This window comes from Pseudomonas sp. KB_15 (genome assembly GCF_052114525.1).
Classification (GTDB): Bacteria; Pseudomonadota; Gammaproteobacteria; order Pseudomonadales; family Pseudomonadaceae; genus Aquipseudomonas.
The window spans coordinates 42,600-67,143 of record NZ_JBFREX010000010.1 but is presented as its reverse complement, the minus strand read 5'-3'; the positions used below and the strand labels follow the sequence as shown (position 1 = coordinate 67,143).

Annotated in this window: 18 protein-coding genes and 2 pseudogenes; 13 read left to right on the top strand and 7 right to left on the bottom strand. The window is 60.5% G+C overall.

Annotated features, from left to right (window positions below):
- Positions 1 to 205: 205 nt before the first annotated feature.
- Together AB4Z35_RS12290 and AB4Z35_RS12285 are read right to left on the bottom strand one after the other, a co-directional pair.
- Positions 206 to 2,623, bottom strand: a complete 2,418-nt coding sequence (locus tag AB4Z35_RS12290; RefSeq protein WP_442097261.1) for a TonB-dependent siderophore receptor — start codon at positions 2,621 to 2,623, stop codon at positions 206 to 208.
- A gap of 195 nt (positions 2,624 to 2,818) precedes the next feature.
- Positions 2,819 to 2,938 (bottom strand): annotated as a pseudogene (locus AB4Z35_RS12285) (efflux RND transporter periplasmic adaptor subunit); the annotation flags it as partial.
- Between the two features lie 406 nt (positions 2,939 to 3,344).
- On the opposite strand from AB4Z35_RS12285, the gene AB4Z35_RS12280 reads away from it, so the two are divergent.
- The 7 genes and pseudogenes from AB4Z35_RS12280 (at position 3,345) to AB4Z35_RS12250 (ending at position 13,075) form a co-directional block, all read left to right on the top strand.
- Positions 3,345 to 3,827 (top strand): sigma-70 family RNA polymerase sigma factor, encoded by a 483-nt coding sequence (locus AB4Z35_RS12280; RefSeq protein ID WP_442097260.1) that lies wholly within the window; start codon positions 3,345 to 3,347, stop codon positions 3,825 to 3,827.
- 151 nt (positions 3,828 to 3,978) lie between these two features.
- A pseudogene (locus AB4Z35_RS12275) lies at positions 3,979 to 4,395 on the top strand (ornithine monooxygenase); the annotation flags it as partial.
- Positions 4,396 to 4,966: 571 nt separating this feature from the next.
- The gene (gene mgtA / locus AB4Z35_RS12270; protein ID WP_442097258.1) at positions 4,967 to 7,681 is read left to right on the top strand and encodes a magnesium-translocating P-type ATPase; all 2,715 of its coding nucleotides are present in this window, start codon (positions 4,967 to 4,969) and stop codon (positions 7,679 to 7,681) included.
- 139 nt (positions 7,682 to 7,820) lie between these two features.
- On the top strand, positions 7,821 to 8,537 hold the full coding sequence (locus AB4Z35_RS12265; protein WP_007999644.1) for an MgtC/SapB family protein: 717 nt from the start codon (positions 7,821 to 7,823) through the stop codon (positions 8,535 to 8,537).
- Between the two features lie 173 nt (positions 8,538 to 8,710).
- Complete coding sequence (locus AB4Z35_RS12260) at positions 8,711 to 9,112, top strand: chemotaxis protein CheY (protein WP_442097357.1); 402 nt, start codon at positions 8,711 to 8,713, stop codon at positions 9,110 to 9,112.
- A 108-nt stretch (positions 9,113 to 9,220) separates the two neighbouring features.
- A complete protein-coding gene (locus tag AB4Z35_RS12255; RefSeq protein WP_442097256.1) occupies positions 9,221 to 9,847 on the top strand; it encodes a response regulator in 627 nt (208 codons plus the stop codon).
- A 30-nt stretch (positions 9,848 to 9,877) separates the two neighbouring features.
- Positions 9,878 to 13,075, top strand: a complete 3,198-nt coding sequence (locus AB4Z35_RS12250; protein WP_442097254.1) for a transporter substrate-binding domain-containing protein — start codon at positions 9,878 to 9,880, stop codon at positions 13,073 to 13,075.
- Between the two features lie 3 nt (positions 13,076 to 13,078).
- On the opposite strand, the gene dkgB is transcribed toward AB4Z35_RS12250, so the two are convergent.
- Together dkgB and AB4Z35_RS12240 are read right to left on the bottom strand one after the other, a co-directional pair.
- On the bottom strand, positions 13,079 to 13,882 hold the full coding sequence (gene dkgB / locus AB4Z35_RS12245; protein WP_442097253.1) for a 2,5-didehydrogluconate reductase DkgB: 804 nt from the start codon (positions 13,880 to 13,882) through the stop codon (positions 13,079 to 13,081).
- A gap of 246 nt (positions 13,883 to 14,128) precedes the next feature.
- The gene (locus AB4Z35_RS12240; protein WP_442097251.1) at positions 14,129 to 15,037 is read right to left on the bottom strand and encodes a LysR family transcriptional regulator; all 909 of its coding nucleotides are present in this window, start codon (positions 15,035 to 15,037) and stop codon (positions 14,129 to 14,131) included.
- Between the two features lie 104 nt (positions 15,038 to 15,141).
- Here AB4Z35_RS12240 and AB4Z35_RS12235 point away from each other — a divergent pair, with 104 nt between their 5' ends.
- From AB4Z35_RS12235 to AB4Z35_RS12215, 5 genes are all read left to right on the top strand, one after another.
- The gene (locus AB4Z35_RS12235) at positions 15,142 to 16,008 is read left to right on the top strand and encodes a pirin family protein (protein ID WP_442097250.1); all 867 of its coding nucleotides are present in this window, start codon (positions 15,142 to 15,144) and stop codon (positions 16,006 to 16,008) included.
- A 92-nt stretch (positions 16,009 to 16,100) separates the two neighbouring features.
- Positions 16,101 to 16,784, top strand: coding sequence for an isochorismatase family protein (locus tag AB4Z35_RS12230; protein ID WP_007984214.1), 684 nt, complete (start codon positions 16,101 to 16,103; stop codon positions 16,782 to 16,784).
- A 55-nt stretch (positions 16,785 to 16,839) separates the two neighbouring features.
- Positions 16,840 to 17,466 (top strand): isochorismate family cysteine hydrolase YcaC, encoded by a 627-nt coding sequence (gene ycaC / locus AB4Z35_RS12225; RefSeq protein ID WP_007984216.1) that lies wholly within the window; start codon positions 16,840 to 16,842, stop codon positions 17,464 to 17,466.
- Between the two features lie 220 nt (positions 17,467 to 17,686).
- On the top strand, positions 17,687 to 19,129 hold the full coding sequence (locus AB4Z35_RS12220; protein ID WP_442097249.1) for a mechanosensitive ion channel domain-containing protein: 1,443 nt from the start codon (positions 17,687 to 17,689) through the stop codon (positions 19,127 to 19,129).
- A 332-nt stretch (positions 19,130 to 19,461) separates the two neighbouring features.
- Positions 19,462 to 19,902: a carboxymuconolactone decarboxylase family protein gene (locus tag AB4Z35_RS12215; protein WP_442097247.1), complete on the top strand. Its 441-nt coding sequence runs from the start codon at positions 19,462 to 19,464 to the stop codon at positions 19,900 to 19,902.
- Positions 19,903 to 19,924: 22 nt separating this feature from the next.
- Here AB4Z35_RS12215 and AB4Z35_RS12210 read toward each other — a convergent pair whose 3' ends face one another.
- Both AB4Z35_RS12210 and AB4Z35_RS12205 read right to left on the bottom strand, forming a co-directional pair.
- Positions 19,925 to 21,517, bottom strand: a complete 1,593-nt coding sequence (locus AB4Z35_RS12210; protein WP_033052496.1) for a DHA2 family efflux MFS transporter permease subunit — start codon at positions 21,515 to 21,517, stop codon at positions 19,925 to 19,927.
- Entirely contained in the window at positions 21,514 to 22,611 is a 1,098-nt protein-coding gene (locus tag AB4Z35_RS12205) for an HlyD family secretion protein (RefSeq protein ID WP_442097245.1), read from the bottom strand. Before AB4Z35_RS12205 ends, AB4Z35_RS12210 begins: the two co-directional genes overlap by 4 nt.
- 134 nt (positions 22,612 to 22,745) lie before the next feature.
- Here AB4Z35_RS12205 and AB4Z35_RS12200 point away from each other — a divergent pair, with 134 nt between their 5' ends.
- Positions 22,746 to 23,474, top strand: coding sequence for a class II aldolase and adducin N-terminal domain-containing protein (locus AB4Z35_RS12200; RefSeq protein ID WP_442097243.1), 729 nt, complete (start codon positions 22,746 to 22,748; stop codon positions 23,472 to 23,474).
- Position 23,475: 1 nt separating this feature from the next.
- Here AB4Z35_RS12200 and AB4Z35_RS12195 read toward each other — a convergent pair whose 3' ends face one another.
- Complete coding sequence (locus AB4Z35_RS12195) at positions 23,476 to 24,540, bottom strand: GlxA family transcriptional regulator (RefSeq protein WP_442097242.1); 1,065 nt, start codon at positions 24,538 to 24,540, stop codon at positions 23,476 to 23,478.
- Between the last annotated feature and the right edge of the window lie 4 nt (positions 24,541 to 24,544).

Here is a 24,544-nt window from a genome sequence, read left to right as displayed (position 1 = left end):
TTGTCGGAAGCCGAAAACACAACCGGGCCGCACGCGGCCAATGCTGTTCAGTCAAGGCTTTGGCCACTGCAACTCCTGTGGGAGCGAGCTTGCTCGCGATGACGATTGCACAGTCAGCATCATTGTTGACTGACATTGCGCTATCGCGAGCAAGCTCGCTCCCACAAGGGGCCCGGTTTTTTGTTGCAGATGAGGCTGTCAGCCATCAGTACTGCGCGCGCAGGCTCAAGGTCACGGTGCGCGGGTCGCCGTAGAAGTTGGTGCCCCAGGAGGCATCGACGCGGTCGTAGTACTTGCGGTCGAACAGGTTGTTGGCGGTCAGTGTCGACGACAGGTTTTCGTTGAACTTGTAGCCGACTTGCGCCGTGGCGATGGCAAAGCCGCCTTGTTTGAACTTCACGTCACGCTGGTAGTAGGTGTCGCTGACCACACGCACGCCTCCGCCGACGCTGAAGTCCTTGAGCGCACCGTCGGTGAACTCGTATTTGTTCCACAGGTTGAAGTTGTGCTTGGGCGTGATGGTGCTGAAGGTCTTGCCTTTGTTGGCCTGATCGCCGTCCAGGAACTTGGTGGAGGTGTAGGCGTAACCGGTGACGATGCTCCAGTTCTCGGTCAGGTTGCCGCTCAGCTCGGTTTCCCAACCCTCGCTGCGGGCCTTGCCTTCGGTCATGTAGGCACCGGAGGTGTTGTCGTATTCGGCGCGGTTTTCATCGTAGATGCGAAAGGCTGCGATGCTGGCGTTCAGGCGTCCGTCATAGAATTCGCGCTTGAGGCCAATCTCGTACTGCTTGCCTTCGCGCGGGCCGACCGGCTGGCCGTCCGTACCGATTTCGCTTTGGGGTTTGAACACGCCGGTGTAGCTGAAGTAGGTCGACAGTTGCGGGGTGATCTTGCCGATGATGGCGCCGTACGGCACGACCTTGCGGTTGATGCTGGTGTGGGCTTCGCCGAAATTGTTGAAGAAGGCGTTGGCGTTCTTCGCGTCGCTTTCGTACCAGGTTACGCGGCTGCCGCCGATGACGTCGAGCCAGTCGGTGACGTTGAACTTGGCGCGGGTGTAGACGCCGTACTGATCGGACTTGGACCAGTTGCCGTTGACGTGCGCATAGTCATTGTGGGGAATGTCGATGCTGCCCGGATCGAACACGTTGATCGGGAAGTACTCGCCGCCGCCGTAGGTAAAGTCTCTGTCCAGATGCTGGTACTCGGCGCCCAGGGTGAACTCGTGCCGGCGATTGGCGAACTCGAACGGCGTAGTGACGAAGCTGTCGACACCGATGGTCTTGATGTGGGTGTAGTAGTCGTAGGCCACGGCCCAGCTGTCACCGGTGGCCGGGTCGACCGCGCCGTCGGCCCAGGTGAAGTTACGCTCCGGGGTTTCGGCGTCGCGGTAGGTCAGGGTGGTCTTGAACTGACCGCCGTTGTCCAGTTCGTGATCGAGTTCGGCGAAGGTTTCCCAGACTTTTTCGTTGAGGGTGTTCCATTTGGCGTCGACGAAGGTCGAGCGCGGCACGTCGAGCAATGAGCCGTCGGCATAGGCCGGCAAGCCGAACGCCGGGGTGGAGTTGTTCTTCTGGTAGGCGCCGCCGACCGACAGGGTGGTGGCCGGGTCGAGATCGAATTCCAGGCGACCGTAGACCATTGGTCGTTCGTTCTTCGCGTAGTCGACGAAGGACTTGTTGTTCTCGTAGGCGGTAACGAAGCGACCGCGCACGGTGCCCTGGTCGTTCAACGGGCCGGTGACGTCCACCGAAGAACGGTAGCGATCGTAGGAGCCGGCGGCCAGTTCGCCACCGAGGGCGAATTTGCTCAGGGCGCGCTTGCGCACCACGTTGATCGTACCGCCGGGTTCACCCGCGCCCTGGTACAGGCCCGACGGGCCGCGCAGTACTTCGATGCGGTCGTACATCGCCAGGTCGAAACTGGTGGCCATGTCGCCCTGGCCGGTGGGTTGCGAGACGCCGTCGACCTGCACCTGGTCAACGAGGAAGCCGCGCATAAAGATGTCGTTGAGGCTGGAGCCGGAGTTGTAGGTCTTGATGGTCACGCCGGTGACCTGACGCAGGGCGTCCTGCAGGCTGTTCAGGTTCTGGTCGTCCATGCGCTGGCGTGTGACGACGGACACCGACTGCGGGATGTCCTTGACCTTGATGTTGCCTTTGCCGATGGTCACTTCATCGCTGGTGTAGGAGTGCGAGCCTTCGGTGGTCGGCCCCATCGCCACGCCAGTGATGGACGTTGCACCCAGTTGCAGCGCACTGGAGTCACCTGACGATGGCACCAGAGACACGGTGTTGCCATTCAACTGAAAATTGATGCCGCTCCCCAGCAGCAAGGTTTTCAGTGCCTGTTCCGGTTCCATGTTGCCGGACACTGCCGTGGACTTGATGCCGTTGACCATGTCCTGGCTGTAGAGAATCTGCAGGTTGGTCTGCTGGCCCAGTTGGCGCAATGCACTGGCCAGTGATTGGGCCGGTACATTGACGTTCACCGGGGCTGCCTCGACCTGGGAAGTGCCCAGCAGCAACAGGGTCAACAGCGCGCCCGGCACGACGGTTCGGAGTTTCTTTTGCCGTTCGATGGCTAATGCCAAGGGTGCGCGGGACAGAGTAGGGCTTTGCATTGCTCGAATCGCTCCAGAATGGTGTGTGCAGTTTTTTAGTTAATGATAATTATTATTAGACGGACCACTTTGGCTAAACCGGAAAACAAACTTCAAAAAACAATGATTTGCGTGCGGCAACGGCACTCAGACGGTTGTGCGCTCGGTGATGACCCGGCCCGATTCCATGCGCTCCAGTGTTACGCGCAGCTCGGCCTGGGCGGTGGCGAACTGGTCGCGGCCCGGCGGGATGAACAGCCAGGCAGCGACGGCAACTACGGGGATCAGACAAAGTGCTGCAAGCAGGGCGCGTCGGGTCTGTCGGGGACGTTTCATGCAGGGTTCCGGCCTGGGGGAATCGGCCCGTCGTTCAGCGGCGGGGCGATGGCTGAACACTGTCGGCAGGGCCGGGCAGGGTCGGGCAGGGACGGGGAGCTGTCCTGTAAACGATGAACCGGGCACATAATTTAGCCGACGACACAATCTAATGTGGGAGCGGGCTTGCTCGCGAAGAGGTCGGCACATTCACCATTTATGTTGCCTGATGCACCGCCTTCGCGAGCAAGCCCGCTCCCACATGGATCAGAGCTATTTATCGGGCAAGTTGAAGCAGTACTTTAAATCTATATGAGAATTACTATAAATTACGCGGATCAAACTGCCACTATCGTGCCACTGCGTGATTCAGCGGTCGCCGAAACGGTTCAAGGACAGAAACCGCACCCCCGTGCGGACGGGAGTCATGTTGGAAAACTACTATCGCGAGCTGGTGTGTTTCCTCAACGCCAGGCTGGGCAACCGTCAGGTGGCCGAAGATGTGGTGCATGACGCTTATCTGCGCGTGCTGGAACGGACCAGCAATGCGCCGATTGAGCAGCCCCGCGCATTCCTTTATCGCACCGCATTGAACCTGGTCATCGATGACCATCGACGCAACACCCTGCGTCAGGCCGAACCTCTGGACGTGCTCGACAATGAAGAGCGCTATTTCACCCCTTCGCCTCAAAACGTGCTTGATCAAGGCCAGCGCCTGGAAATGCTCCAGCGGGCCTTGGCGCAGTTGCCGCGTTTGTGCCGCGAGAGTTTCCTGCTGCGCAAGATCGAGGGCCTGTCCCATTCCCAAATTGCCGAGCAACTGGGCATTTCCCGTGCGATGGTCGAGAAGCACATTGTCAATGCCATGAAGCATTGCCGTATACGGATGCGACAGTGGGACGCCCAGTGATCCTGCGCAGGTAATTTTTTTTCACGGTCCTCGTTCCTACTCAACAGACGACCTGTTGTGCGGCCCTTGGTGGGTCAGGTCACTTAGGTTCCATGCCCCCGATTTAGAGGGGGAACATTCAGAGGACACTGGACATGACACAGGCAACTGCATCGCCCGCCATGCGTTCCACACCCTGACCACCCTCTCAAAAGCCACCGCCAACGAACGCGGCATCGAACTGGTGTTGCGCAACAACGCCACCGGTGAAGTCTCGGTTCGTCACTATGACGCCGTGGTACTGGCCACCGGTTACGAGCGGCAGATGCACCGCAAGTTGCTGGCACCGCTGGAGGAGTACCTGGGGGATTTCGAGGTCGATCGCCACTACAAACTGATCACTGATGAACGCTGCAAGGCCGGTCTCTACATGCAGGGCTTCTCCCAGGCCAGCCATGGGCTGAGCGACACCTTGCTGTCGATCCCGCCGATTCGTGCCGATGAGATCGCCGGCTCTTTGTATGAGCATGGCAAGCATCGCGGGCACAGTCGGTCGGTGGTGGATTTGTTATTGGCGACTGCCAGCTGAGTTCTGCGGTGTCTGTAAGGTCCTCTTCGCGAGCAAGCCCGCTCCCACATTTTGGCCTGTGTTCGCAGATCAATTGTGGGAGCGGGCTTGCTCGCGAAGGGGCCATAAAACACACCACAAATATTGAATCCTGAACCCTTCCTGAAGAACCCCGCGATTCCCCTTCAGCTCGGCAATGCCTGGTTTACTCAGCAAAAACCGGGGCGTAAGCTTCGCGCGTTTTCATCCATTACGGAGGCCCACAGTGGGTACTTGTTCGAGTGACAGTTGTCGGCCGGTCTCGGTAACCGGCATTTTCTCGGCAAGATAACGCGCAGTCTCCTGTGCCGTTGTCTCGCCGAAAAGCGAGCAGCGGCATCCTGATCATGGCCAGTCCTGGCCGTGTCCCGACGTCCCTTCTCATCGACGCTGAACAGTGCGTGGTTTCGACTTTTTGTCGTGGCCGCCGCTCTATCGACACGCCTGTCATTCGTGACCGGCGCGCCAGGCCTTGCCATGCCGGTTGTTCCGGCGGCAAAGGCATGGACCTGCCTGCTCGACGGTTTCCCGGCTGACCAAAGGGGCACCAGCCATGAAACTTACCCTCAAGGAACTCTTCGCAGGTTTCCTGCGCAACCGCCACATCGCCCGGCACTTTCGTCGCCTGGCGTTGCTGGAAACTTTCACCGACACCACGGTCAGCCGTGAAGTCCCACCCACCCTGGCGCAAACCCTGGTGGCCGCTGCCGGTAGCGACACCGGGCAATTGCTCAGCACGCTGGGCAGTCACACCGATGGCTTGAGCGAGCTTGAAGCCGATGCCCTGCGCCAGCAATACGGCCTAAATGAAGTCGAGCATGAACAGCCGCTGCCTTGGTGGACGCACCTGTGGCACTGCTACAAGAATCCGTTCAACCTGCTGCTGACGTTGCTGGCGGTCATCTCCTGGCTGACCGAGGACATGCAAGCCGCCATCGTGATTTTCTCCATGGTGGTGCTCTCGACCTTGCTGCGTTTCTGGCAGGAAACCAAATCCAACCGGGCCGCCGATGCCCTCAAGGCAATGGTCAGCAACACCGCCACGGTGATGCGCCGGGACCTTGAGGAGCACAGCGCGCAGCGCATCGAATTGCCGATCAGGCAGCTGGTGCCGGGCGATCTGATCGTGCTGTCTGCCGGTGACATGATTCCCGCCGATTGCCGGGTGCTCAGCGCCAAGGACCTGTTCGTCAGCCAGGCGGCCATGACCGGTGAATCGATGCCGGTGGAAAAGTTTCCTCGCCAGCAAGACCGCGACACGCTCAATCCCCTGGACCTGGACAACATCCTGTTCATGGGCACCAACGTGGTGTCCGGCACGGCCATGGCGGTGATTCTCACCACCGGCAACAGCACCTATTTCGGCGCCCTTGCCCAGCGCGTAGGCGCAACCGACCGGGCGCCGACTTCGTTCCAGACCGGGGTCAACAAAGTCAGCTGGCTGCTGATCCGCTTCATGTTCGTGATGGCGCCGCTGGTGTTGTTCATCAACGGTTTCACCAAGGGCGACTGGACCGAAGCGCTGCTGTTCGCGCTGTCGATTGCCGTGGGCCTGACCCCGGAAATGCTGCCGATGATCGTCACCTCGACCCTGGCCAAGGGCGCGGTGTTCCTGTCGCGCAAAAAAGTCATCGTCAAACGCCTCGACGCGATCCAGAACTTCGGCGCGATGGACGTGCTGTGCACCGACAAGACCGGCACCTTGACTCAGGACAAGATCTTCCTGGCGCGCAACGTCGATGTCTGGGGTCGCGATTCCGATGACGTGCTGGAAATGGCCTACCTCAACAGCTACTACCAGACAGGGCTGAAAAACCTGCTGGATGTGGCGGTGCTCGAACACGTCGAGGTCCATCGCGAATTGAAAGTCGGCACGGCGTTTCGCAAGGTCGACGAGATTCCGTTCGACTTCACTCGCCGGCGCATGTCGGTGGTGGTCGCCGAGCACGAGCAATCGCACGTGCTGATCTGCAAGGGCGCGGTGGAAGAAGTGCTGGCGGTCTGCTCGCGGGTACGTCACGGCGAAGTCGATGAAGCGTTGACCGAAGAACTGCTGGCGCGAATCCGTCAGGTCACGGCCACGTTCAACGCCGAAGGTTTGCGGGTGGTTGCCGTAGCAGCCCGGTCAATGATTGAAGGCCGCGACACCTACAGCCTGGCCGATGAACAGGCACTGACGCTGATCGGTTACGTAGCCTTTCTCGATCCGCCGAAAGAGAGCACCGCGCCGGCCCTCAAGGCCCTGGCGGCCCATGGCGTGGCGGTGAAAGTGCTGACCGGCGACAACGAACTGGTGACGGCGAAAATCTGCCGCGAGGTCGGCCTGGAACAGCAAGGCCTGCTGATGGGCAATGACATCGAACGCATGAGCGACGCCGAACTGGCGAATGCCGTGGAGACCGCCAACGTCTTCGCCAGACTGACGCCGTCGCACAAGGAGCGCATCGTCCGTCTGCTCAAGGGCAACGGCCATGTGGTCGGTTTCATGGGCGATGGCATCAACGATGCCCCGGCCCTGCGCACCGCTGACATCGGTATTTCCGTGGACAGCGCCGTGGACATCGCCAAGGAAGCGGCCGACATCATCCTGCTGGAAAAGAGCCTGATGGTGCTGGAGGAGGGCGTGCTGGAAGGGCGCCGGACCTTCGCCAACATGCTCAAGTACATCAAGATGACCGCCAGTTCGAACTTCGGCAACGTGTTCTCGGTGCTGGTGGCCAGTGCGTTCATCCCGTTCCTGCCGATGCTGCCGMTGCASCTGCTGGTGCAGAACCTGCTCTAYGACATTTCGCAGATCGCCATTCCGTTCGATAACGTCGATGACGAAATGCTCAAGCAACCGCAGCGCTGGCAGCCGGCGGATGTCGGGCGCTTCATGCTGTTTTTCGGGCCGATCAGTTCGATCTTCGACATCATGACGTTCGCCTTGATGTGGTACGTGTTCGATGCCAACACCCCGGATCACCAGACCCTGTTCCAGTCCGGCTGGTTCGTGGTCGGGCTGCTGACCCAGACACTGATCGTGCACATGATCCGCACGCCGAAGATCCCGTTCCTGCAGAGCCGCGCGGCCATGCCGTTGCTGGTGATGACCGGACTGATCATGGCCGTGGGGATTTTCCTGCCGATGGGGCCGCTGGCGCATCACTTCAAACTGCAGGCGCTGCCGTCGCTGTACTTCGTGTTCCTGCCCGTGATCCTGCTGGCGTACATGGCGCTGACCCAGGCGGTGAAAGGGTTCTACATCCGGCGGTTTGGCTGGCAATAAGCGTTCGGTCAACACCGTCACTGTAGGAGCGAGCCTGCTCGCGATAGCGATAGATCAGTCACCTTAATGCTGGATGTGCTGCCGTCATCGCGAGCAAGCTCGCTCCTACAGGGGATTGTGTGTTTCTTAAGGAGTTTTCATGCAAGCCATCAACAACCTCAACCTGACCTCCCTGCTCGACACCCTGGTCAGCCTCAGCGCGGCATTCATCCTCGGTGGCCTGATCGGTTTCGAGCGTCAGTACCGGCAGCGCACCGCCGGCCTGCGCACCAACGTGCTGGTGGCGGTGGGCGCGGCGATTTTCGTCGACATGGCCAACCGGCTCGCCGGTGCCGAAGGCGCCGTGCGGGTCGTGGCCTACGTGGTTTCCGGCATCGGCTTTCTCGGTGCCGGGGTGATCATGCGCGAAGAGGGCAATGTGCGCGGCCTCAATACTGCCGCGACGCTCTGGACCTCGGCGGCAGTCGGTGCCTGCGCCGGTGCCGACCTGCTGGCCGAGGCGCTGCTTGGCACCTTGTTCGTGCTCGCGGCCAACACCTTGCTGCGACCGATCGTCAACAACATCAACCGTCAGCCGCTGGATGTGATTTCCGCAGAAGTCACCAACATCGTCTATGTCATTGCCCGGCGTACGCAGCAAAAAACCGTGCTGGCCTTGCTCGAAGCCGAACTGGAGCGCAGCAACTATCCGGCCAGCGATGTCGATGTGCATGCCTTCGGCACCGATGAAATTGAAATCGAAGCCACCCTGGCGACCACCTCGGTCGATGGTGATGAACTGGATGCACTGGTGGCACGGATTTCGACGTCGACCCTGGTGGTGCAGGCGTTCTGGAGTCCGAGTACCACGGAGTAAAAGCCAGGGTTTCAGGGGCAGAGAGTCGTTGGCGAAGCCTTGAGGCGGTTTTGCGTTTTCCAATCAAGAGCCAGAATAACCAGCATTTATTTAGGAATATTCCTACATAAACCTAGGGCGGTCTTCCGTAGGCTTTGCGACCTCTTGAAACCGACATCCTTTTGGAGGTCACCTTGCCGAACAAATCCTTGCGCATCCTGATCGCCGATGCGCAGCACTTCAACCGCCTGCGGATCGAGCGGCTGCTCAACCAGCTCGGCTACTTTCGCGTTGCACCGGTGCACAGCCTCGACGAGCTCCTTGCACTGGTGGAGTACGGTTGCGAGCCTCTGGATCTGGTGCTCGTCAATGGAGCGATGGCCGGCGGAGCGCTGGACCTGTTCGGTTTCCTTGCCGACAACCCGCAGGTTCATCACGCCTTTATCTTCAATGAACAGCAGGCGCCGTTGCCGCCTGTCGCGGGCAATGTCCAGGTCAGCCAGGCCGCTCTGCCGGACCTGGCGTCAATCACGCAGTTGATGAGCGCCGTCGATCCTCGGCTACCGCTCGTCGGAACTGTCATTTCTGTCAGGTAGTTCTTTCCAGCCATCCATGCAAAAGTCTATGCGCAGCGTTGTGCCCAACCGCTGCGGTGCCTGGAGGGCATTTTTTGCCCGATCGTGTTGGTTTGCACGGGAGTTGTCATGAAGTCAGCACTGATTGTGGAAGATCATCCGGTGGTTCGCTCCATGATCACACTCGTACTCAATAAAGAAGGGTTCGAGCGGATTTACGAGGCTTCCCGTGGCGATGAGGTCTTGTCGTTGATCCGGCAGCATCAACCGGATGTCGTGCTGCTTGATCTGGGCCTTCCCGGTGTGGCGGGGCTTGAGGTGATGGATCGCATCAAGGCCGAGGTCACGCCATGCCGCGTGGTGGTGTTCACCTCGCTGGAGGCCCAGTTTTATCAGGATCGCTGCAGGCGTGCCGGGGCTCTTGCCTATGTTTCCAAGAGCAAGGATCTGGATGACTTGAGGGCGGCGGTGAGTTGCGTGATGAAAGGCTATACCTATTTCGCCCAGATCCCTTCGAGTTCCGTGTCGATGGGGGAGTTGCAACGCAGTGAAAAGCAGTTGATCGACAGACTCTCCAATCGTGAATTGACCATTCTGCAGTACCTGGCCCGGGGTTCGAAAAACCTGGAAATCGCCGAGATCATGCACCTGAGCTACAAGACCGTCAGTACCTACAAGACCCGGCTCATCCTCAAGCTCAACGTGAGCTCGTCGGTGCACTTGAGGGATTTCGCCCTGCGCAATCATTTGATTTGAATGAACGCACTCCGACGACTGGCAGGTGGGATGCTGATTGGCCTTCTTCTCTGGGCATCGACGGTCTGTGCCCAGCAGTCGTTGACCCTGTTGGGACGCTCGAGTGCCGAAGGCCTGAGCGTCAGGTTGTCGGAAACCGAGTTGCGCTGGTTGCAGCAAAAGGGTCGATTGGTGCTGGCTGTCTCGTCGCCGGACTATCCCCCCTTCGAGTTCAACACGGCGGGCAGGGTGTTCGAAGGCGTGACAGCCGATTACGCCGGGTTGCTCGAACAGTTGTTGAACGTTGTCATCGAGATTCAATGTTATCCGTCGCGGGCCGACGCAGTGCAGGCTATCAAGGAAGGGCAGGCAGACCTGCTGGGAACGGCCAATCGATTTGAAGCCGAAGATCCGCAGCTACAGATGTCCAGCGCGTACGCGGTCGATCAACCGGTGCTGGTCACCCGCACCGATTTCCCTCCGGTGCTCGACCCGACACTGGCCGGCAAGCGGCTGGCGATGCTGTATCACTACCTGCCCGAATACAGCGTGCAACAGTTCTATTCCAAAGCGCAGGTCCAGCTGTTTCCCTCGACACTGGCGGCGATGGGCGCCGTGGCGTTCGGCCAGGCCGATGTCTATCTGGGCGATGCGATCAATGCCCATTATCTGATCAGCAAGAATTACCTGAACAATGTGCACCTGACGGACTTCTCGCCCATGGAGTCCGGGCGTTTTGCCTTTGCGATGGCCCGCGACAACGATTCGCTGTTGCGCATCGTCAACAAGGCGCTGGCGGTCATCCCCACCAATAAACAAATGAACATCCTGCGTCGTTGGGGGGCAAACGGGGTGTCTATCCCCGGCACCCAGTCATTGCAATTGAGTGTGGCCGAACAGCACTGGCTCGAACGCCACCCGCGGGTGAGGGTCGCGATCAACGAAAACATCCCGCCGATTTCATTTGTCGACAGCGAAGGCAAGTTTCGCGGTATCGGCGTCGATGTGCTGGCGAAAATCACTTCGCGCACCGGGTTGCAATTTGACATCCAGGGCATGAAGTCGGTGGCCGAGATGATGACCGGCATCAAGAGCGGGCAGATCGATGTACTGGCCGGTATCGGTCTCAGTTCCCGGCGTGAAGATGAATTGCTGTTCACCCGCGCGTTCCTGAGCAGCCCGTCGGTGCTGGTGACCCGCGTGGCCGCGGACAGCCCCAGAACGCTGGATGACATGGCGGGAAAAACGCTGGCGCTGACCCAGGGCAACATTGCCGGCGAGTACCTTCGCCAGCATTACCCGCTGATCCAGCCGGTGGATGCGCCATTGTCGACGGACACCATGGAAATGGTTGCCCAGGGCAAGGCCCATGGTGGCATCAACTCGTTGATCAGCGCCCGTTACCTGATTTCCCGGCAGTATCGCGATCGCCTGCAAGTGACCAGCACCGTGGGCACCGACCCCGCCCGCAGCACCCTGGCAACCAGTCGCGAGGCCACCGAACTGCATTCGATCCTGGACAAGGCGCTGTTGAGCATCCCGCCCGAAGAAATTGACGAACTGACCCAACCCTGGCGCTATGACTCGATGGTCGAGCAGAGTTACTGGCTGCGACACCGGCAACCGATCGTGCAGGGGTTTGTGGTGGCGGGTGTCTTGCTGTTGCTCGCATTGGCCGGGATCGTCTGGCAGCGGCGTCAGATTCGCCAGCGTCAGCAATTGCTGGGGCAATTGCAGGAAGCCAAGGACGCGGCGGACGACGCCAACCGGGCCAAGACCACGTTCCTGGCCACCATGAGCCATGAAATCCGCACGCCGATGAACGCATTGATCGGCATGCTCGAACTGGCGCTGAAACGGGCCGATGAAGGGGAGACCGACCGCGCCGCCATCGAGGTGGCGTCCAACGCCGGGCAGCAGTTGCTGGATTTGATCGGCGACATTCTGGACGTCGCCCGGATCGAATCCGGGCATTTGTCGCTGACGCCGGAGCGGGTCAATCTGCACGCGCTGGTGACGTCGGTCTGCCGGGTTTTCGAAGGGTTGGCGGTGCAGAAGAATCTGCAGTGGCGGGTCGATCTCGACGAACACAGCGACTGTGACGTGATGCTCGATCCCACGCGCTTCAAACAGGTGCTGTCCAATCTGCTGAGCAATGCGATCAAGTTCACCCGGGAAGGCCAGGTAAGCCTGACACTGCGAGTACGGCCTCAAGCCCCGGCGCACCTCGCCGTCAGCGTACAGATCGAGGACAGCGGCATTGGTATCAGCGCTCTTGACCAGCAACGCCTGTTCAGCTCGTTCGTGCAGGCGGGCAACAGCCAGCAGACGGCCCGGCAGGGTTCCGGCCTGGGCCTGGTTATCAGTCGTACCCTTTGCGAAATGATGGGAGGCCGGTTGCAACTCGACAGTGAGCTTGGGCGCGGCACGCGGGTGGACCTCAGTCTGGTGCTGCCCGTCCTGCAGGCTTTGCCGGCCGAAGTGGTGTCCCAGGGGCCGGAGCAGCTCACGACCCGGGCGTTGTCGATTCTGGTGGTCGACGATTATCCGGCCAATCGTCTGTTGCTTTCGCGGCAGCTGAGCTACCTGGGCCATCGCGTGGTGCTGGCTGAAGACGGGGCACAGGGGCTTGAACAATGGCGTGGGCAGGGGTTCGAGCTGGTCATCACCGACTGCAACATGCCGGTGCTCAGCGGTTACGAGTTGGCGGGCGCGATACGTGAGCAAGAGCAGGTGCAGCGCCTGTCGCCGACGCTGATTCTGGGCTTTACCGCCAATGCGCAGGCCGAGGAGAAGGCCCGGTGTCGGGCGGCGGGCATGGATGATTGCCTGTTCAAACCCATTCGCCTGGTGGATTTGCAGGCGTGGTTGGCCCAGCGGTTTTCCAGCGCCCCCTCAGCGGCAATCGAGAACCCTGGCTTCGCCGAGTTCGATTTGAGCGGGCTGGAACGCTATGCGGATTCGGACCGTGAGCTGATCGATCAACTGCTGCGCGATCTGGCGCTGACCAACCGCGAGGATCGCGAGCATTTGCTGGCCTTGCACGCTGGCGACAATCGCCCGGGTTTGCAGGTGCTGGCACACCGGATCAAGGGCGGGGCGCTGATGGTGCGAGCGCTTGGCCTGGTCGAGTGTTGCGAACAACTGGAGCGGGCGTGCAATGACGGTCGCGCGGCACTGATCGACGACGCCGTCGACCAGTTGCAGCATGCTATGGCCCGCCTGGACCAGCGTCTCGAGCAGGATTGAGGCTCAATCCCAGTTCGGCGCGATGCCTTTTGGGCTGGTCAGCCGGTGGCCGCGATCCAGCGTTGCGATCAAGGCCATGTCGGCTTCGCTCAAGGTCAGCTCGCGAGCCTTCAAGTTGCTTTCAAGGTTTGCCCGGCGAGTGGACGACGGGATCACGGCGTAACCCGATTGCATGGCCCAGGCCAGGGTGACCTGAGCCGGCGTCGCTTGCAGGCGTTCGGCGATCTGCTGGATGAGCGGGTCCTTGAGGACTTCACCGTACGCCAGGGTCATGTATGACGTGATACCGATGCCTTGGCGCTGCGCGAAAGCGACGACGTTGCGGTTTTGCAGGTACGGGTGCAGTTCGATCTGGTGGGTGGCGATGTGCTCGGCACCGATGGCTGCAATCGCTTGCTTCATCAGGTCGATGGTGAAGTTGGACACGCCGATCTGCCGGGTCAGGCCCAAGCGCTTGGCTTCGAGCAGGGCGCCCATGAATTCTGCGACAGGCACTTGATCATCCGGCGATGGCCAGTGGATCAGGGTCAGGTCCAGGTAGTCGGTCCGCAGTTTGCGCAGGCTTTCTTTCAGGCTGTCGATCAGACGATCACCGGCCAGGTTGGCGACCCAGATCTTGCTGGTGACGAACAGTTCTTCCCGGGCGATGCCGCTGGCGGCGATTGCCGCGCCGACTTCGGCTTCGTTCTCGTAGATTTGCGCGGTATCGATCGCCCGGTAGCCGAGCGCAAGGCCGGTGCTCACCGAATCGATGACCACCTGGCCTTGCAAGCGAAACGTACCCAGACCGAATGCGGGAATAGACATCAATGACTCCAGAGGTTGCAGTGGGAATGGACGCGAGTATCCGCGTATGCATCCGTGAGAAAAACCGCTGGAGCGGCAAAGCAATGTTTACCGTAAGTCAAAAATCATCGGCAGATTACGGCATTGATGATGTTTGTACTGGCCTCATCGCGAGCAGGCTCGCTCCCACAGGGGAATGCATTCCAAATGTAGGAGCGAGCCTGCTCGCGATGGCCATCACTCGGTCTAAACCCTTACCCCCCACCCCTAAGCAATATCACTGCGGCCGAATTCTTCCCCGAGAAAATCGATCAACGTGCGTACCGAAGGCAGCAAGCCTCGACGCGAGGGGAAGATCGCATGGATGACACCGCTTTTCGGTGCCCAGCCCKGCACCAGTTCCACCAGATGACCGGCGGCGATTTCATCGCGCACCACCACGCTGGGCAGGTGCACGATGCCGATCCCGGCAACCGCCGCATGGCGCAAGGCCAAAAGGTCATCGGTGACCATCCTCGGCGCGTGACGAATCATCGCGGTGCTGCCATCGGCACCGAACAGTTCCCACTGATATTCGCGTTGCGCCGCGCCCCAGTGCAGGCTCGGCAAGCCGCTGAGGTCGGCCGGGGAGGCCGGTGTCGACAGGCGCGATAAAAAGCCCGGGCTGCCGACCACGCTCTGGGTGCTGTTGCCCAGCACCTTCATCACCATGTCGGTGTTTTCCAGCGGCGGAAAGCGTACCCGCAGCGCAATATCGAAGCCTTCGTGAATCAGGTCGACCCGGCGGTTGGTGCTCTCGATGAACAACTCCACCAAGGGGTACTTGAGCATGTAGCGGGTCAGCATCGGTCCGACCCAGGAGTTGAGCAGCGCCGTCGGGCAACTGATACGCACCAGGCCCTGGGGCTCGGAGCGGTTGCGCTCGATCAGTTCGGCGGCGCTTTCCGCCTCCACCCGCATGGCCAGGCAGCGCTGGTAATAGGCCTGGCCGATTTCCGTCAAAGAGCAATGCCGACTGGTGCGGTGCAGCAAGCGCACACCAAGGCGCTCTTCGAGTTCGGCGATGCGGCGGCTGAGCTTGGACTTGGGCATATCCAGTGCGCGCCCGGCCGCGGCGAAACCGTGGTGCTCCACCACCTGAGTGAAGTAATAGAGGGTGTTGAGGTCTTCCACCATCGTTCTCCAAATAGAACGCTAAAGCTGATTTTTGCAGTCTAGCGCAGCAAAGGTCACGGTTTTAAGCTTTGTCCATGGCTTCACTCACCTCATCAGGAGACACCATGAAGAACATCATCGGTATCTACACCAGTCCACGGACCCATTGGGTTGGCGATGGTTTTCCGGTTCGCACGCTGTTTTCCTACGACAACCTGGGCAAACACATCAGCCCGTTCCTGTTGCTGGATCACGCCGGCCCCGCTGAATTCACCCCGACCACCGAACGACGTGGCGTTGGTCAGCATCCCCATCGTGGCTTCGAAACCGTGACTATCGTTTACAAGGGCGAACTGGAGCATCAGGACTCCACCGGCAGTGGCGGCAAGATCGGCCCCGGCGATGTGCAATGGATGACCGCTGGCTCGGGGATCCTGCATGAAGAGTTTCACTCCGACGGTTTCGCCAGGAGCGGTGGCACCCTGGAAATGGTGCAACTGTGGGTCAACCTGCCAGCCAGGGACAAAATGGCCGACCCCGGCTACCAGACGATTCTCGACCGCGACATCCCGGGCATCGCCTTGCAGGACAACGCCGGCAGCCTGCGCCTGATCGCCGGTGAGTTCGACGGTCACAAGGGCCCGGCGCGCACTTTCACCCCGGTCGACGTGTGGGACATTCGTTTGAATGCCGGCAAGTTGCTCACCCTTGACCTGCATGAAGGGCGTAACACCGCACTGGTGGTCCTGCGCGGCACCGTTCAGGTCAACGGCCTGGAATCGGTGCGCCAAGGGCAACTGGCCCTGTTCGAGCGCAAGGGCGATCAAATGACCCTTGAAGCCGGCGAAGACGCAGTGGTGCTGCTGCTCAGCGGCGAGCCGATCGACGAGCCGATCGTCGGCCACGGACCGTTCGTGATGAACAGCGAGCAAGAAATTCACCAGGCCTTCGCCGACTTCCAGTCCGGTCGCTTCGGCCGGATGCACGCTTAACCCGTTCCGTTTCAACAACCCGTTCTACACAGGATGCGTAGGCCGGTCCGAGGCCAGGGATGGCTGTTGCCTGTAATAAAGAGGAAACACACATGAGTACCGTCAACGCGGCCAATTTCAACGGCCAGAAACCGACCATCGACCCCAACGATGCCGCCATGTTGTTGATCGACCATCAGAGCGGACTGTTCCAGATCGTCAAGGACATGGACGTGCCACAACTGCGCGCCAACGCCATTGCCCTGGCCAAGGCTGCGACCCTGCTGAAAATGCCGGTGATCACCACCGCTTCCGTTCCCCAGGGACCGAACGGGCCGCTGATTCCGGAGATTCACGAAGCCGCGCCCCATGCGCAATACGTGGCGCGCAAAGGTGAAATCAACGCCTGGGACAACCCGGAGTTTCACGCGGCGGTCAAAGCCACCGGCAAGAAAACCCTGGTGATCGCCGGCACCTTGACCAGTGTGTGCCTGGCGTTCCCGTCAATCGCCGCCGTGCATGAAGGCTACAAGGTGTTTGCGGTGGTCGACGCCTCCGGCAACCACTCGAAACTGGCCACTGATCTGACCGTTGCCCGTTTGTCCCAGGCAGGGGTGGTGCCGATCGACATCATGGCTACGCTTTCTGAGCTGCAAGGCTCGTGGAACCGTCCGGATGCCGAGCAGTGGGCCGCTGTCTACGCCCAGGCCATGCCGCATTATCAATTGCTGATCGAGAGCTACCTCAAGGCTCAGCAAGTGGCGAGCGAACACGAGGCACTGGACTCCCAGCGCTAACCGGTTACCCCACGCCGATTTCACTCGGCATCGATATCATGCGAGGACTACTGCAATGAGTACTTCCTACAAGCGTCTCGACAAGAACAACGCCGCGGTTTTGATGGTTGATCATCAGGCGGGTCTGCTGTCATTGGTGCGCGACATCGAACCGGATCGTTTCAAGAACAACGTGCTGGCCCTGGCCGACCTGGCCAAGTACTTCAAGCTGCCGACCATCCTCACCACCAGTTTCGACACCGGCCCCAACGGCCCCCTGATGCCGGAGCTCAAGGCACTGTTTCCGGACGCGCCGTACATTGCCCGCCCGGGCCAGATCAACGCCTGGGACAACGAAGACTTCGTCAAGGCGGTCAAGGCCACCGGCAAGAAACAACTGATCATTGCCGGCGTAGTGACCGAAGTCTGCGTGGCGTTCCCGGCACTTTCGGCGCTGGCCGAAGGTTTTGAAGTGTTCGTGGTCACCGACGCCTCCGGCACGTTCAATGAACTGACCCGCGATTCGTCGTGGAGCCGTATGACCGCTGAGGGCGCGCAATTGATGACCTGGTTCGGCCTGGCCTGTGAACTGCACCGTGACTGGCGCAACGATATCGAAGGGTTGGCCACGCTGTTCTCCAACCACATTCCGGATTACCGCAACCTGATGACCAGCTACAGCACGCTGGCCAACAGCAAGTAACTCCGGCATCACGCATCCCCCTGTAGGAGCGAGCCTGCTCGCGATAGCGGACTGACAGTCACTGCAGCAGTGTCTGTTCTACCGCCATCGCGAGCAGGCTCGCTCCTACAGGTTTTTCAGTGTGTCCAGCCAGACGTGTTCATCCAGCGAAATCAATTGCTCCTACACTAAGGCCAATCCATGCGATCTTTGCGTTATTGGCCCTGGCTGGAGTTGCTTGATGCTGTCATTGCTCACCGAACACCCGCTGATCTGCGCAATGGCGCTGATCCTGATCGATCTTGGTTTGTGGTACTTGCTCAGTGCCCTTGGCAGTGCCTGGCGGCTGCTGGTGCGGGTGGTGATTTTTTCGTTGTTCAGCCTGCTGTTGTTCAACGAAGGCCTGAACCCGATGGAGCCGCCGCCCTGGGCCGACAACGTAGCGTTGCACCTGGCGGCCACGGGGTTGCAGATCGGCTGGTGGTTGTTCGGCGCGCGGACCCTGACCGTGCTGATCGGCGCGGTGATGATGCAACGGGTCGGGCATACCGGGCGATTGCTTCAGGATTTGCTCGGTGCCGTGATTTTCCTGATCGCGATCATTGCCGCCCTGGCCTACGTACTCGATCTACCGGTCAAGGGGGTGCTGGCGACGTCCGGTGCGTTGGCGATCATTGTCGGCCTGGCCTTGCAAAGTACCCTCAGCGACGTGTTTTCCGGGATCGTCCTGAACACCACCAAACCCTATCAACTGGATGACTACATCTCCATCGATGGCATGGAAGGCCGGGTCACCGACATCGACTGGCGCGCCACGCGCCTGCAAACCTCCCAGGGTTGCATGGCGGTCATACCCAACTCCCTGGCGGCCAAGGCCAAGATCATCAATTTCAGTCGGCCGAGCGACATGTTCGGAATCTCCGTCTCCCTGGAAGTGAGCCCGCATGCGCGCCCGAGCACGGTGATCGAGGCCTTGGAGCGGGCCATGCAAGGCTGCCGTGCGCTGCTGGATACACCGTCGCCAAGCGTCAGCCTGAAAGCCGCCAGCAACACCGGAGCGGTCTACGAAATCAGCGGTTTTGTCGCGTCGATGGACGAGAAACGTTCAGTGCGCAATCAACTGTTCGACCTGGCCTACCGGCACTTGCAGGCGTCCGGCGTCAACCTGCTGTCGAGCGTGGAACCCAGCCCACCAATCAATTCGACACGGAAACGGGCGTTGCTGGACAGCTCGCCGATTTTCTCCACCCTGCGTCAGGAAGAGAAAGACACGTTCAGCCAGAACATGACCCTGCAAACTTTTCGCGCCGGGGAGGTGATTCTGGATGCGGGGGAGGTCAGCGATCACTTGTTCATTATCGAGTCCGGCGTGATTTCGGTGACCTTGATGCGCCACGGAGCGCCATACGAATCCGGACGCATGGGGCCGGGGGAGGTGATCGGCGAGGCGGGTATTCTCACTGACAGCGCGCTGCCTGCGCAGTTTACCGCCAAGACATTCTGTGGCCTGTACCGTATCGAAAAGTCGTACCTCAAGCCGTGCCTGGATGCCCGTCACGACATCAACAATGCAATGAAGGCCTTGCTCGATTACCGGCTGCAAAAAGCGAAATCGCTTACCCAAGACTTGCCGGTGGTAGTGAAGAAGAAGGGGTTTCTGCAGTGGTTGCGCAATCGGGCTTGAACCCGGTGATGAATGGCCGCTTCGCGGTTCGCGAGCAGGCTCGCTCCCACAGGGGAATGCGGTCAAATGTGGGAGCGAGCCTGCTCGCGATGGCGGCAGTGAATCAGCAAAAATGAAAAGTGAAGCCCATCACACTGGCAAATCCACCACATCGGGATGGCAGTGCACAACGCCAGGGCGATAGCGGCTGAGCTCTGCGAGCAATTCTCAAATAGCACTTTCTTTCAAGAAGGCACCGCCAGTGGCCTCCTAGACTTCTGAAAAATTGGCTATTTGTGTATTCCGGCCGAGGGACTAACGTAGCGACACACCCACTTGCCCTGGAACACGCCATGCAATCGCGTATCGATTTTTACACCGCCAGCCCCGACGCCCTCAAAGCCATGATTGCCTTGGAAACTGCTGTTTCCAAACTGCCGCTGGAAAAAAACCTGGTCGAACTGGTCAAGCTGCGCGCCTCGCAGATCAACGGCTGTGCCTTCTGCATCGACATGCACACCGCCGATGCGATCAAGGGTGGCGAAACCCCGCGTCGTCTGTTCGCCGTGACGGCCTGGCGCGAGGCGCCGTTTTTCACCGAGCGTGAACGCGCTGCGCTGCTGTGGACCGAATCCCTGACCCAGCTCAGCCTGACCCACGCCCCGGACGAAGACTACGAAGTGGTCAGCGCGCAGTTCACGCCCAAGGAAATGGTCGACCTGACCGTCGCCATCAGCACCATCAACAGCTGGAACCGCCTGGCGGTCGGCTTCCGTAAAATGCCTCAGGCCTGATTCTCAACAATCCGCCGATGCCTCAATGGGCATCGGCACTCGGCGCGGCCGGTGGTTGCACCTTGCGCATCAGGGGCACCATTGCCGTGGCGATGATGAAGCAGACCATGATCATCAAAAATGCGTCGCCATAGGTTTGTGTCTGGGCTTCGCGGTAGGTCAGCAACCATAGTTGATGCAGGCTGGCGGTGACCCCGGCGTCACCGCTCTGGCCGAGGGCGGTGAAGTTGTTGCCGACCTGGGACAGCCATTGGTTGAGCGCCTCGTTGGTGCTGTTGAGGTTCTCCGCCAGCCGGGTGAAATGCAGGTTGGTGCGGTCGTTGAGGATGGTCGCACACGCTGCGATGCCGATAGCCCCCCCAAGATTTCTCATCAAGTTGAACAACCCTGACGCATGTTTGAGCCGTGCGGGCGCCAGGCCGCCGAGCGTCAGCGTCACCGCGGGCGGCACCGCCAGTTGCTGGGCAATCCCGCGAAAAGCTTGCGGCAGCATCAATTCCCTGGCCCCCCAGTCATGGGTGATCGGGCTGAAATCCCACATCGATAACGCGAACAGCCCAAGGCCGGTCATCATGATCCAGCGCAGGTCTACGCGGTTGGCCAGAAAGGCGTACAGCGGAATCGCCATGATCTGGAACACTCCGGTGGAGAAAACCGCCAGACCAATGTCCAGCGCTCCATAGCCACGCACCCGGCCGAGGAACAGCGGCGTCAGGTAAATGGTGGCGAACAGGCCGATGCCGGTGACGAACGAGAAAAAACAGCCAAGGGCGAAATTGCGATCCTTCAAGGCGCGCAGATCGACAATCGGGTTGGCCACGTGCAGGGTCCGGCCGATGAACGCCAGGCCGGCCAGGCCGCTGATCCACGCCGTGGTCAGGATCGTGCGGTCGCTGAACCAGTTCCAGCGCGGACCTTCTTCGAGGGTGTATTCCAGGCAGCCGAGGAACAGTGCCAGAAACACCATGCTCAAGTAATCCGCGCCTTTGAGCAGCGACAGTTCCGGCTGGTCGATCTTGACCAGCATCGGCACGGCGACCGCGACGAAAATCCCCGGTACCAGGTTGATGTAGAACAGCCAGTGCCAGGACGATATGTCGGTGATCCAGCCACCGATCACCGGTCCCAGGGTTGGTGCCAGGGACGCCACCGCGCCGATGGTGGCGGCGGCGATGACCCGTTGCTTGCCGGTGAAGAATACGAAGGCCGTGGTGAACACCAGCGGGATCATCGAGCCGCCCAGAAACCCTTGCAGGGCGCGGAAGGCGATCATGCTCTGGATGTTCCAGGCCACGCCGCACAGCAGGCTGGTCAGGGTGAAACCCACCGCCGATGCGCAAAACAGCCAGCGCGTCGAAAATACCCGCGACAGCCAGCCCGACAGCGGGATCACGATGATTTCGGCGATCAGGTAACTGGTTTGCACCCACGCAGTTTCGTCGGTGCCGGCGGAGAGCCCGCCGCCGATGTCACGCAACGAAGCCGAGACAATCTGGATATCCAGCAGCGCAATGAACATGCCGATGCACATGCTGGCAAAGGCGAAGACCTTGGTCGCCGTCGCCATGTTCGCGGCATTGAACGGTTGCGCCGGGGCGGCGAGGGCGCGGCTCATGGCGCGCTGGCCACGGCTGGCGCTTCAGGCGCCTTGCGCGTGTCCACTTCAGCGGTCACCGACAGCCCCGGACGCAGGTGGCCGAGCACACTGTCGGCCGGGTCGAGGTGAATCCGCACCGGCACCCGCTGCACGATCTTGGTGAAGTTGCCGGTAGCGTTTTCCGGTGGCAACACGCTGAATTGCGAACCGCTGGCGGGAGCGAGGCTGTCCAGGTGACCGTGGAATTCCTGACCCGACAGCACGTCGGCATGAATCACCACCCGTTGCCCCGGCACCATGTGTGCCAGCTGGTCTTCCTTGAAGTTGGCATCGACCCACAGACCGCTGGTCGGCACCACCGAGAGCAATTGTGAACCGGCCTGGGCATAGGCACCGACCCGAGCCCGGCGATTGCCGATCACACCATCAACCGGTGCCTTCAGTTCGGTGTAGCCGACATTCAATTGCGCCAGATCACGTTCGGCTTTCGCTTGTATCAAAGCGGCACGGGCCTGCTGTTTCTGGGTGTCGATCACATTCAACTGGCGTTGTGCGGCCAGCAGTTCAGCCTGGGCGCGGTTGCTTTGGGCCTGGGCGGTCTTGAACGTAGCGTTAGCCCGCTGGGCGCTTTCCACCGAGACGGCGTTGGTGCTGACCAGTTTTTTGTAGCGGCTATCGTCGTCCCGGGAGCGGGCGGTTTCGGCACCGGCGGCGTCGATGCCGGCGCGGGCCTGGCCGATGACGGCCTGTTGCAGTTGTTCGGTAGCGTCGAGGTTGGCCAGCAAGGCTTCCTGGGCGGCCACTGCGCCTTCGGCCTTGGCCAGGTTGGCGCGGTAGTCGCGCGAATCGAGACGGATCAGCACATCGCCAGCCTTGACCTTCTGGTTATCGGCCACCAGCACTTCCTCGATATAACCCGCCACCTTTGGCCCGATCACCGTTACATCGCCACCGATGTAGGCGTCGTCGGTTTCTTCGATGAAGCGTCCGGCGCTCCACCAATGCGCGCCATATACACCGGCCAATACCAACGCTGCGATTCCCATTGTTGGCAGAAGCAGGCGCTTGAGCAGGATAGCGGACGTCCAGTCAACGATGATGGAGCCCGGCACACCGCTATCGCGAGCAGGCTCGCTCCTACATTAGATCTCCACCGGATAACGGCAATCGGTGTCGTTTCCCGTCAAGTACGTGCAAGGCGTCGCTCTACACTGCCAGGCAAACGATCAGAATCCGGGAGCCGGGGATGAATCTATCTGTCGAACAATTGCGAATCCGACTGGCCTGTGCGTTCCGCTGGGCGGCGCGGCTGAATCTGCACGAGTCCATTGCCAACCACTTCAGCGTAGCGGTGTCGGGGGACGGCCGGGAATTTTTGATCAACCCTTACGGCTCGCATTTCTCGCGGATCAAGGCCAGCGACTTGCTGCTGCTCAATGCCGATGAGCCCGCCAGCCTCGATCGTCCGGACGCGCCGGACATCACCGCCTGGGCGCTGCACAGCGCCTTGCATCGCAACCAGCCGCATGCCCGTTGCATCCTGCATACCCATTCGAAATATGCGACGGCGCTGGCCTGTCTGGCGGACTCGCGACTGCCGCCGATCGAGCAAAACTGCATGCGCTTTTTCGAACGCGTGGTGATCGATGAGGGCTTTGACGGTATGGGATTAGGCGACGAGGCCGAACGGGTCAGCCACCTGCTGGGTGACAAGCCGATTCTGTTGATGGGCAACCATGGCGTACTGGTGGCGGCGCCGAGCATTGCCCAGGCGTTTGACGATCTGTATTACTTCGAGCGTGCCTGCGAGACCTACATCACCTCGCTTTCGACCGGCCGTGAACTGCGCATCGCCAGCGACGAAATCGCCCGCAAGACCTGCCGGCAATGGCTCGACTATCCGGGCTTTGCCGACAAGCATTTCAATGCGTTGATGGGCATTCTCGATGAGGAAGAACCGGGTTATCGCCTGTGAGTCAGTCTGCCTCGAGCGGCCGGTGTTCCTTGCGCAACGGCTGGCGCATCACCGGCGCGGTCCAGACCTGGCTGCGGTCTTCGCTGGGTGGGCAGCCGAAGCGGGCACGATAGGTGCGGGAGAAATGCTCCAGTGAACCGAACCCGGAACAGGCCGCCACTTGCGCGACGCTCAGGCGCGTCTGTTGCAGCAGGCTGTGGGCCTTGGCCAGGCGCAAGGTGATGTAGTACTTGAGCGGCGACAGGCCGGTCTGATGCTTGAATTGCCGCTCCAGTTGCCGTCGCGACAGGCCGACCTGAGCGGCAATCGCTTCGCAATCGAGCGGTTCTTCCAGGGCTTGCTCCATCAACCCGATGGCACGGCGAATCTTGCCGCCGTACAGCCCGGTGCTGGTCAGGCCGCCATCGAGTTGCTGGTCGGCCGGTGCGCGTACAGGCCCCATCAGCAGGTGCATGCCGATTTCCCGGGCCAGCTCGCTGTCGAGGCTCTGGCCGATCCAGCCCAGCAGCATGTCGAGGGTGCTGGTGGCGCCGGCGCACGTCATGCGCTGGCGTTCCAGCGTGTAGAGCTGTGGCTTGGCGTGGACCCGTGGGTAACTCTCCTGAAACCCTTGCAGATTGTCCCAATGCACGGCGGCTGCGTAACCGTCGAGCACGCCGGCCGCCGCCAGCAGTTCAGTACCGGTTTCCACGCCCATCAGCACGGCGCCGAACAACGCCTGCTTGCGCAGCCAGCTCTTGAGCGCCAGATTGCGGCTGTGTTTGTGCACATCGAAACTGGCAATCACCAGGCACACATCAAAGCCCTGGTCAGCCTTCAATCCGTCATTGACGACGGTGGTCAGGCCGTTGTTGGCCTGAACCGGCTGGCCGTCCAGGGACAGCAGCGACCACTCGAACAAGGAGCGTTGAGTCAGCCAGTTGGCAATGGCCAACGGTTCCAGCACCGCAGCCAGGCCGAAGTTGGAAAACGATGGCATCAACAACACCGCGACCCGCAGCGGCGTAACCTCGCCGCGCCGCCAGGTGAAGGGTGCCTCTGTGCTATTGGACGACTGATTGCTCATGAGT

What these genes read in the sequence shown, in the direction of transcription:
- AB4Z35_RS12265 (WP_007999644.1), top strand. Translation starts at nt 7,821, where the DNA reads ATGCAAGCCATCAACAACCTCAACCTGACCTCCCTGCTCGACACCCTG.
- dkgB (WP_442097253.1), bottom strand. Translation starts at nt 13,882, where the DNA reads ATGTCTATTCCCGCATTCGGTCTGGGTACGTTTCGCTTGCAAGGCCAG.
- AB4Z35_RS12220 (WP_442097249.1), top strand. Translation starts at nt 17,687, where the DNA reads ATGCTGTCATTGCTCACCGAACACCCGCTGATCTGCGCAATGGCGCTG.
- AB4Z35_RS12210 (WP_033052496.1), bottom strand. Translation starts at nt 21,517, where the DNA reads ATGAGCCGCGCCCTCGCCGCCCCGGCGCAACCGTTCAATGCCGCGAAC.
- AB4Z35_RS12235 (WP_442097250.1), top strand. Translation starts at nt 15,142, where the DNA reads ATGAAGAACATCATCGGTATCTACACCAGTCCACGGACCCATTGGGTT.
- AB4Z35_RS12230 (WP_007984214.1), top strand. Translation starts at nt 16,101, where the DNA reads ATGAGTACCGTCAACGCGGCCAATTTCAACGGCCAGAAACCGACCATC.
- AB4Z35_RS12255 (WP_442097256.1), top strand. Translation starts at nt 9,221, where the DNA reads ATGAAGTCAGCACTGATTGTGGAAGATCATCCGGTGGTTCGCTCCATG.
- ycaC (WP_007984216.1), top strand. Translation starts at nt 16,840, where the DNA reads ATGAGTACTTCCTACAAGCGTCTCGACAAGAACAACGCCGCGGTTTTG.
- AB4Z35_RS12290 (WP_442097261.1), bottom strand. Translation starts at nt 2,623, where the DNA reads ATGCAAAGCCCTACTCTGTCCCGCGCACCCTTGGCATTAGCCATCGAA.
- AB4Z35_RS12195 (WP_442097242.1), bottom strand. Translation starts at nt 24,540, where the DNA reads ATGAGCAATCAGTCGTCCAATAGCACAGAGGCACCCTTCACCTGGCGG.
- AB4Z35_RS12280 (WP_442097260.1), top strand. Translation starts at nt 3,345, where the DNA reads ATGTTGGAAAACTACTATCGCGAGCTGGTGTGTTTCCTCAACGCCAGG.
- AB4Z35_RS12215 (WP_442097247.1), top strand. Translation starts at nt 19,462, where the DNA reads ATGCAATCGCGTATCGATTTTTACACCGCCAGCCCCGACGCCCTCAAA.
- AB4Z35_RS12200 (WP_442097243.1), top strand. Translation starts at nt 22,746, where the DNA reads ATGAATCTATCTGTCGAACAATTGCGAATCCGACTGGCCTGTGCGTTC.
- AB4Z35_RS12250 (WP_442097254.1), top strand. Translation starts at nt 9,878, where the DNA reads ATGCTGATTGGCCTTCTTCTCTGGGCATCGACGGTCTGTGCCCAGCAG.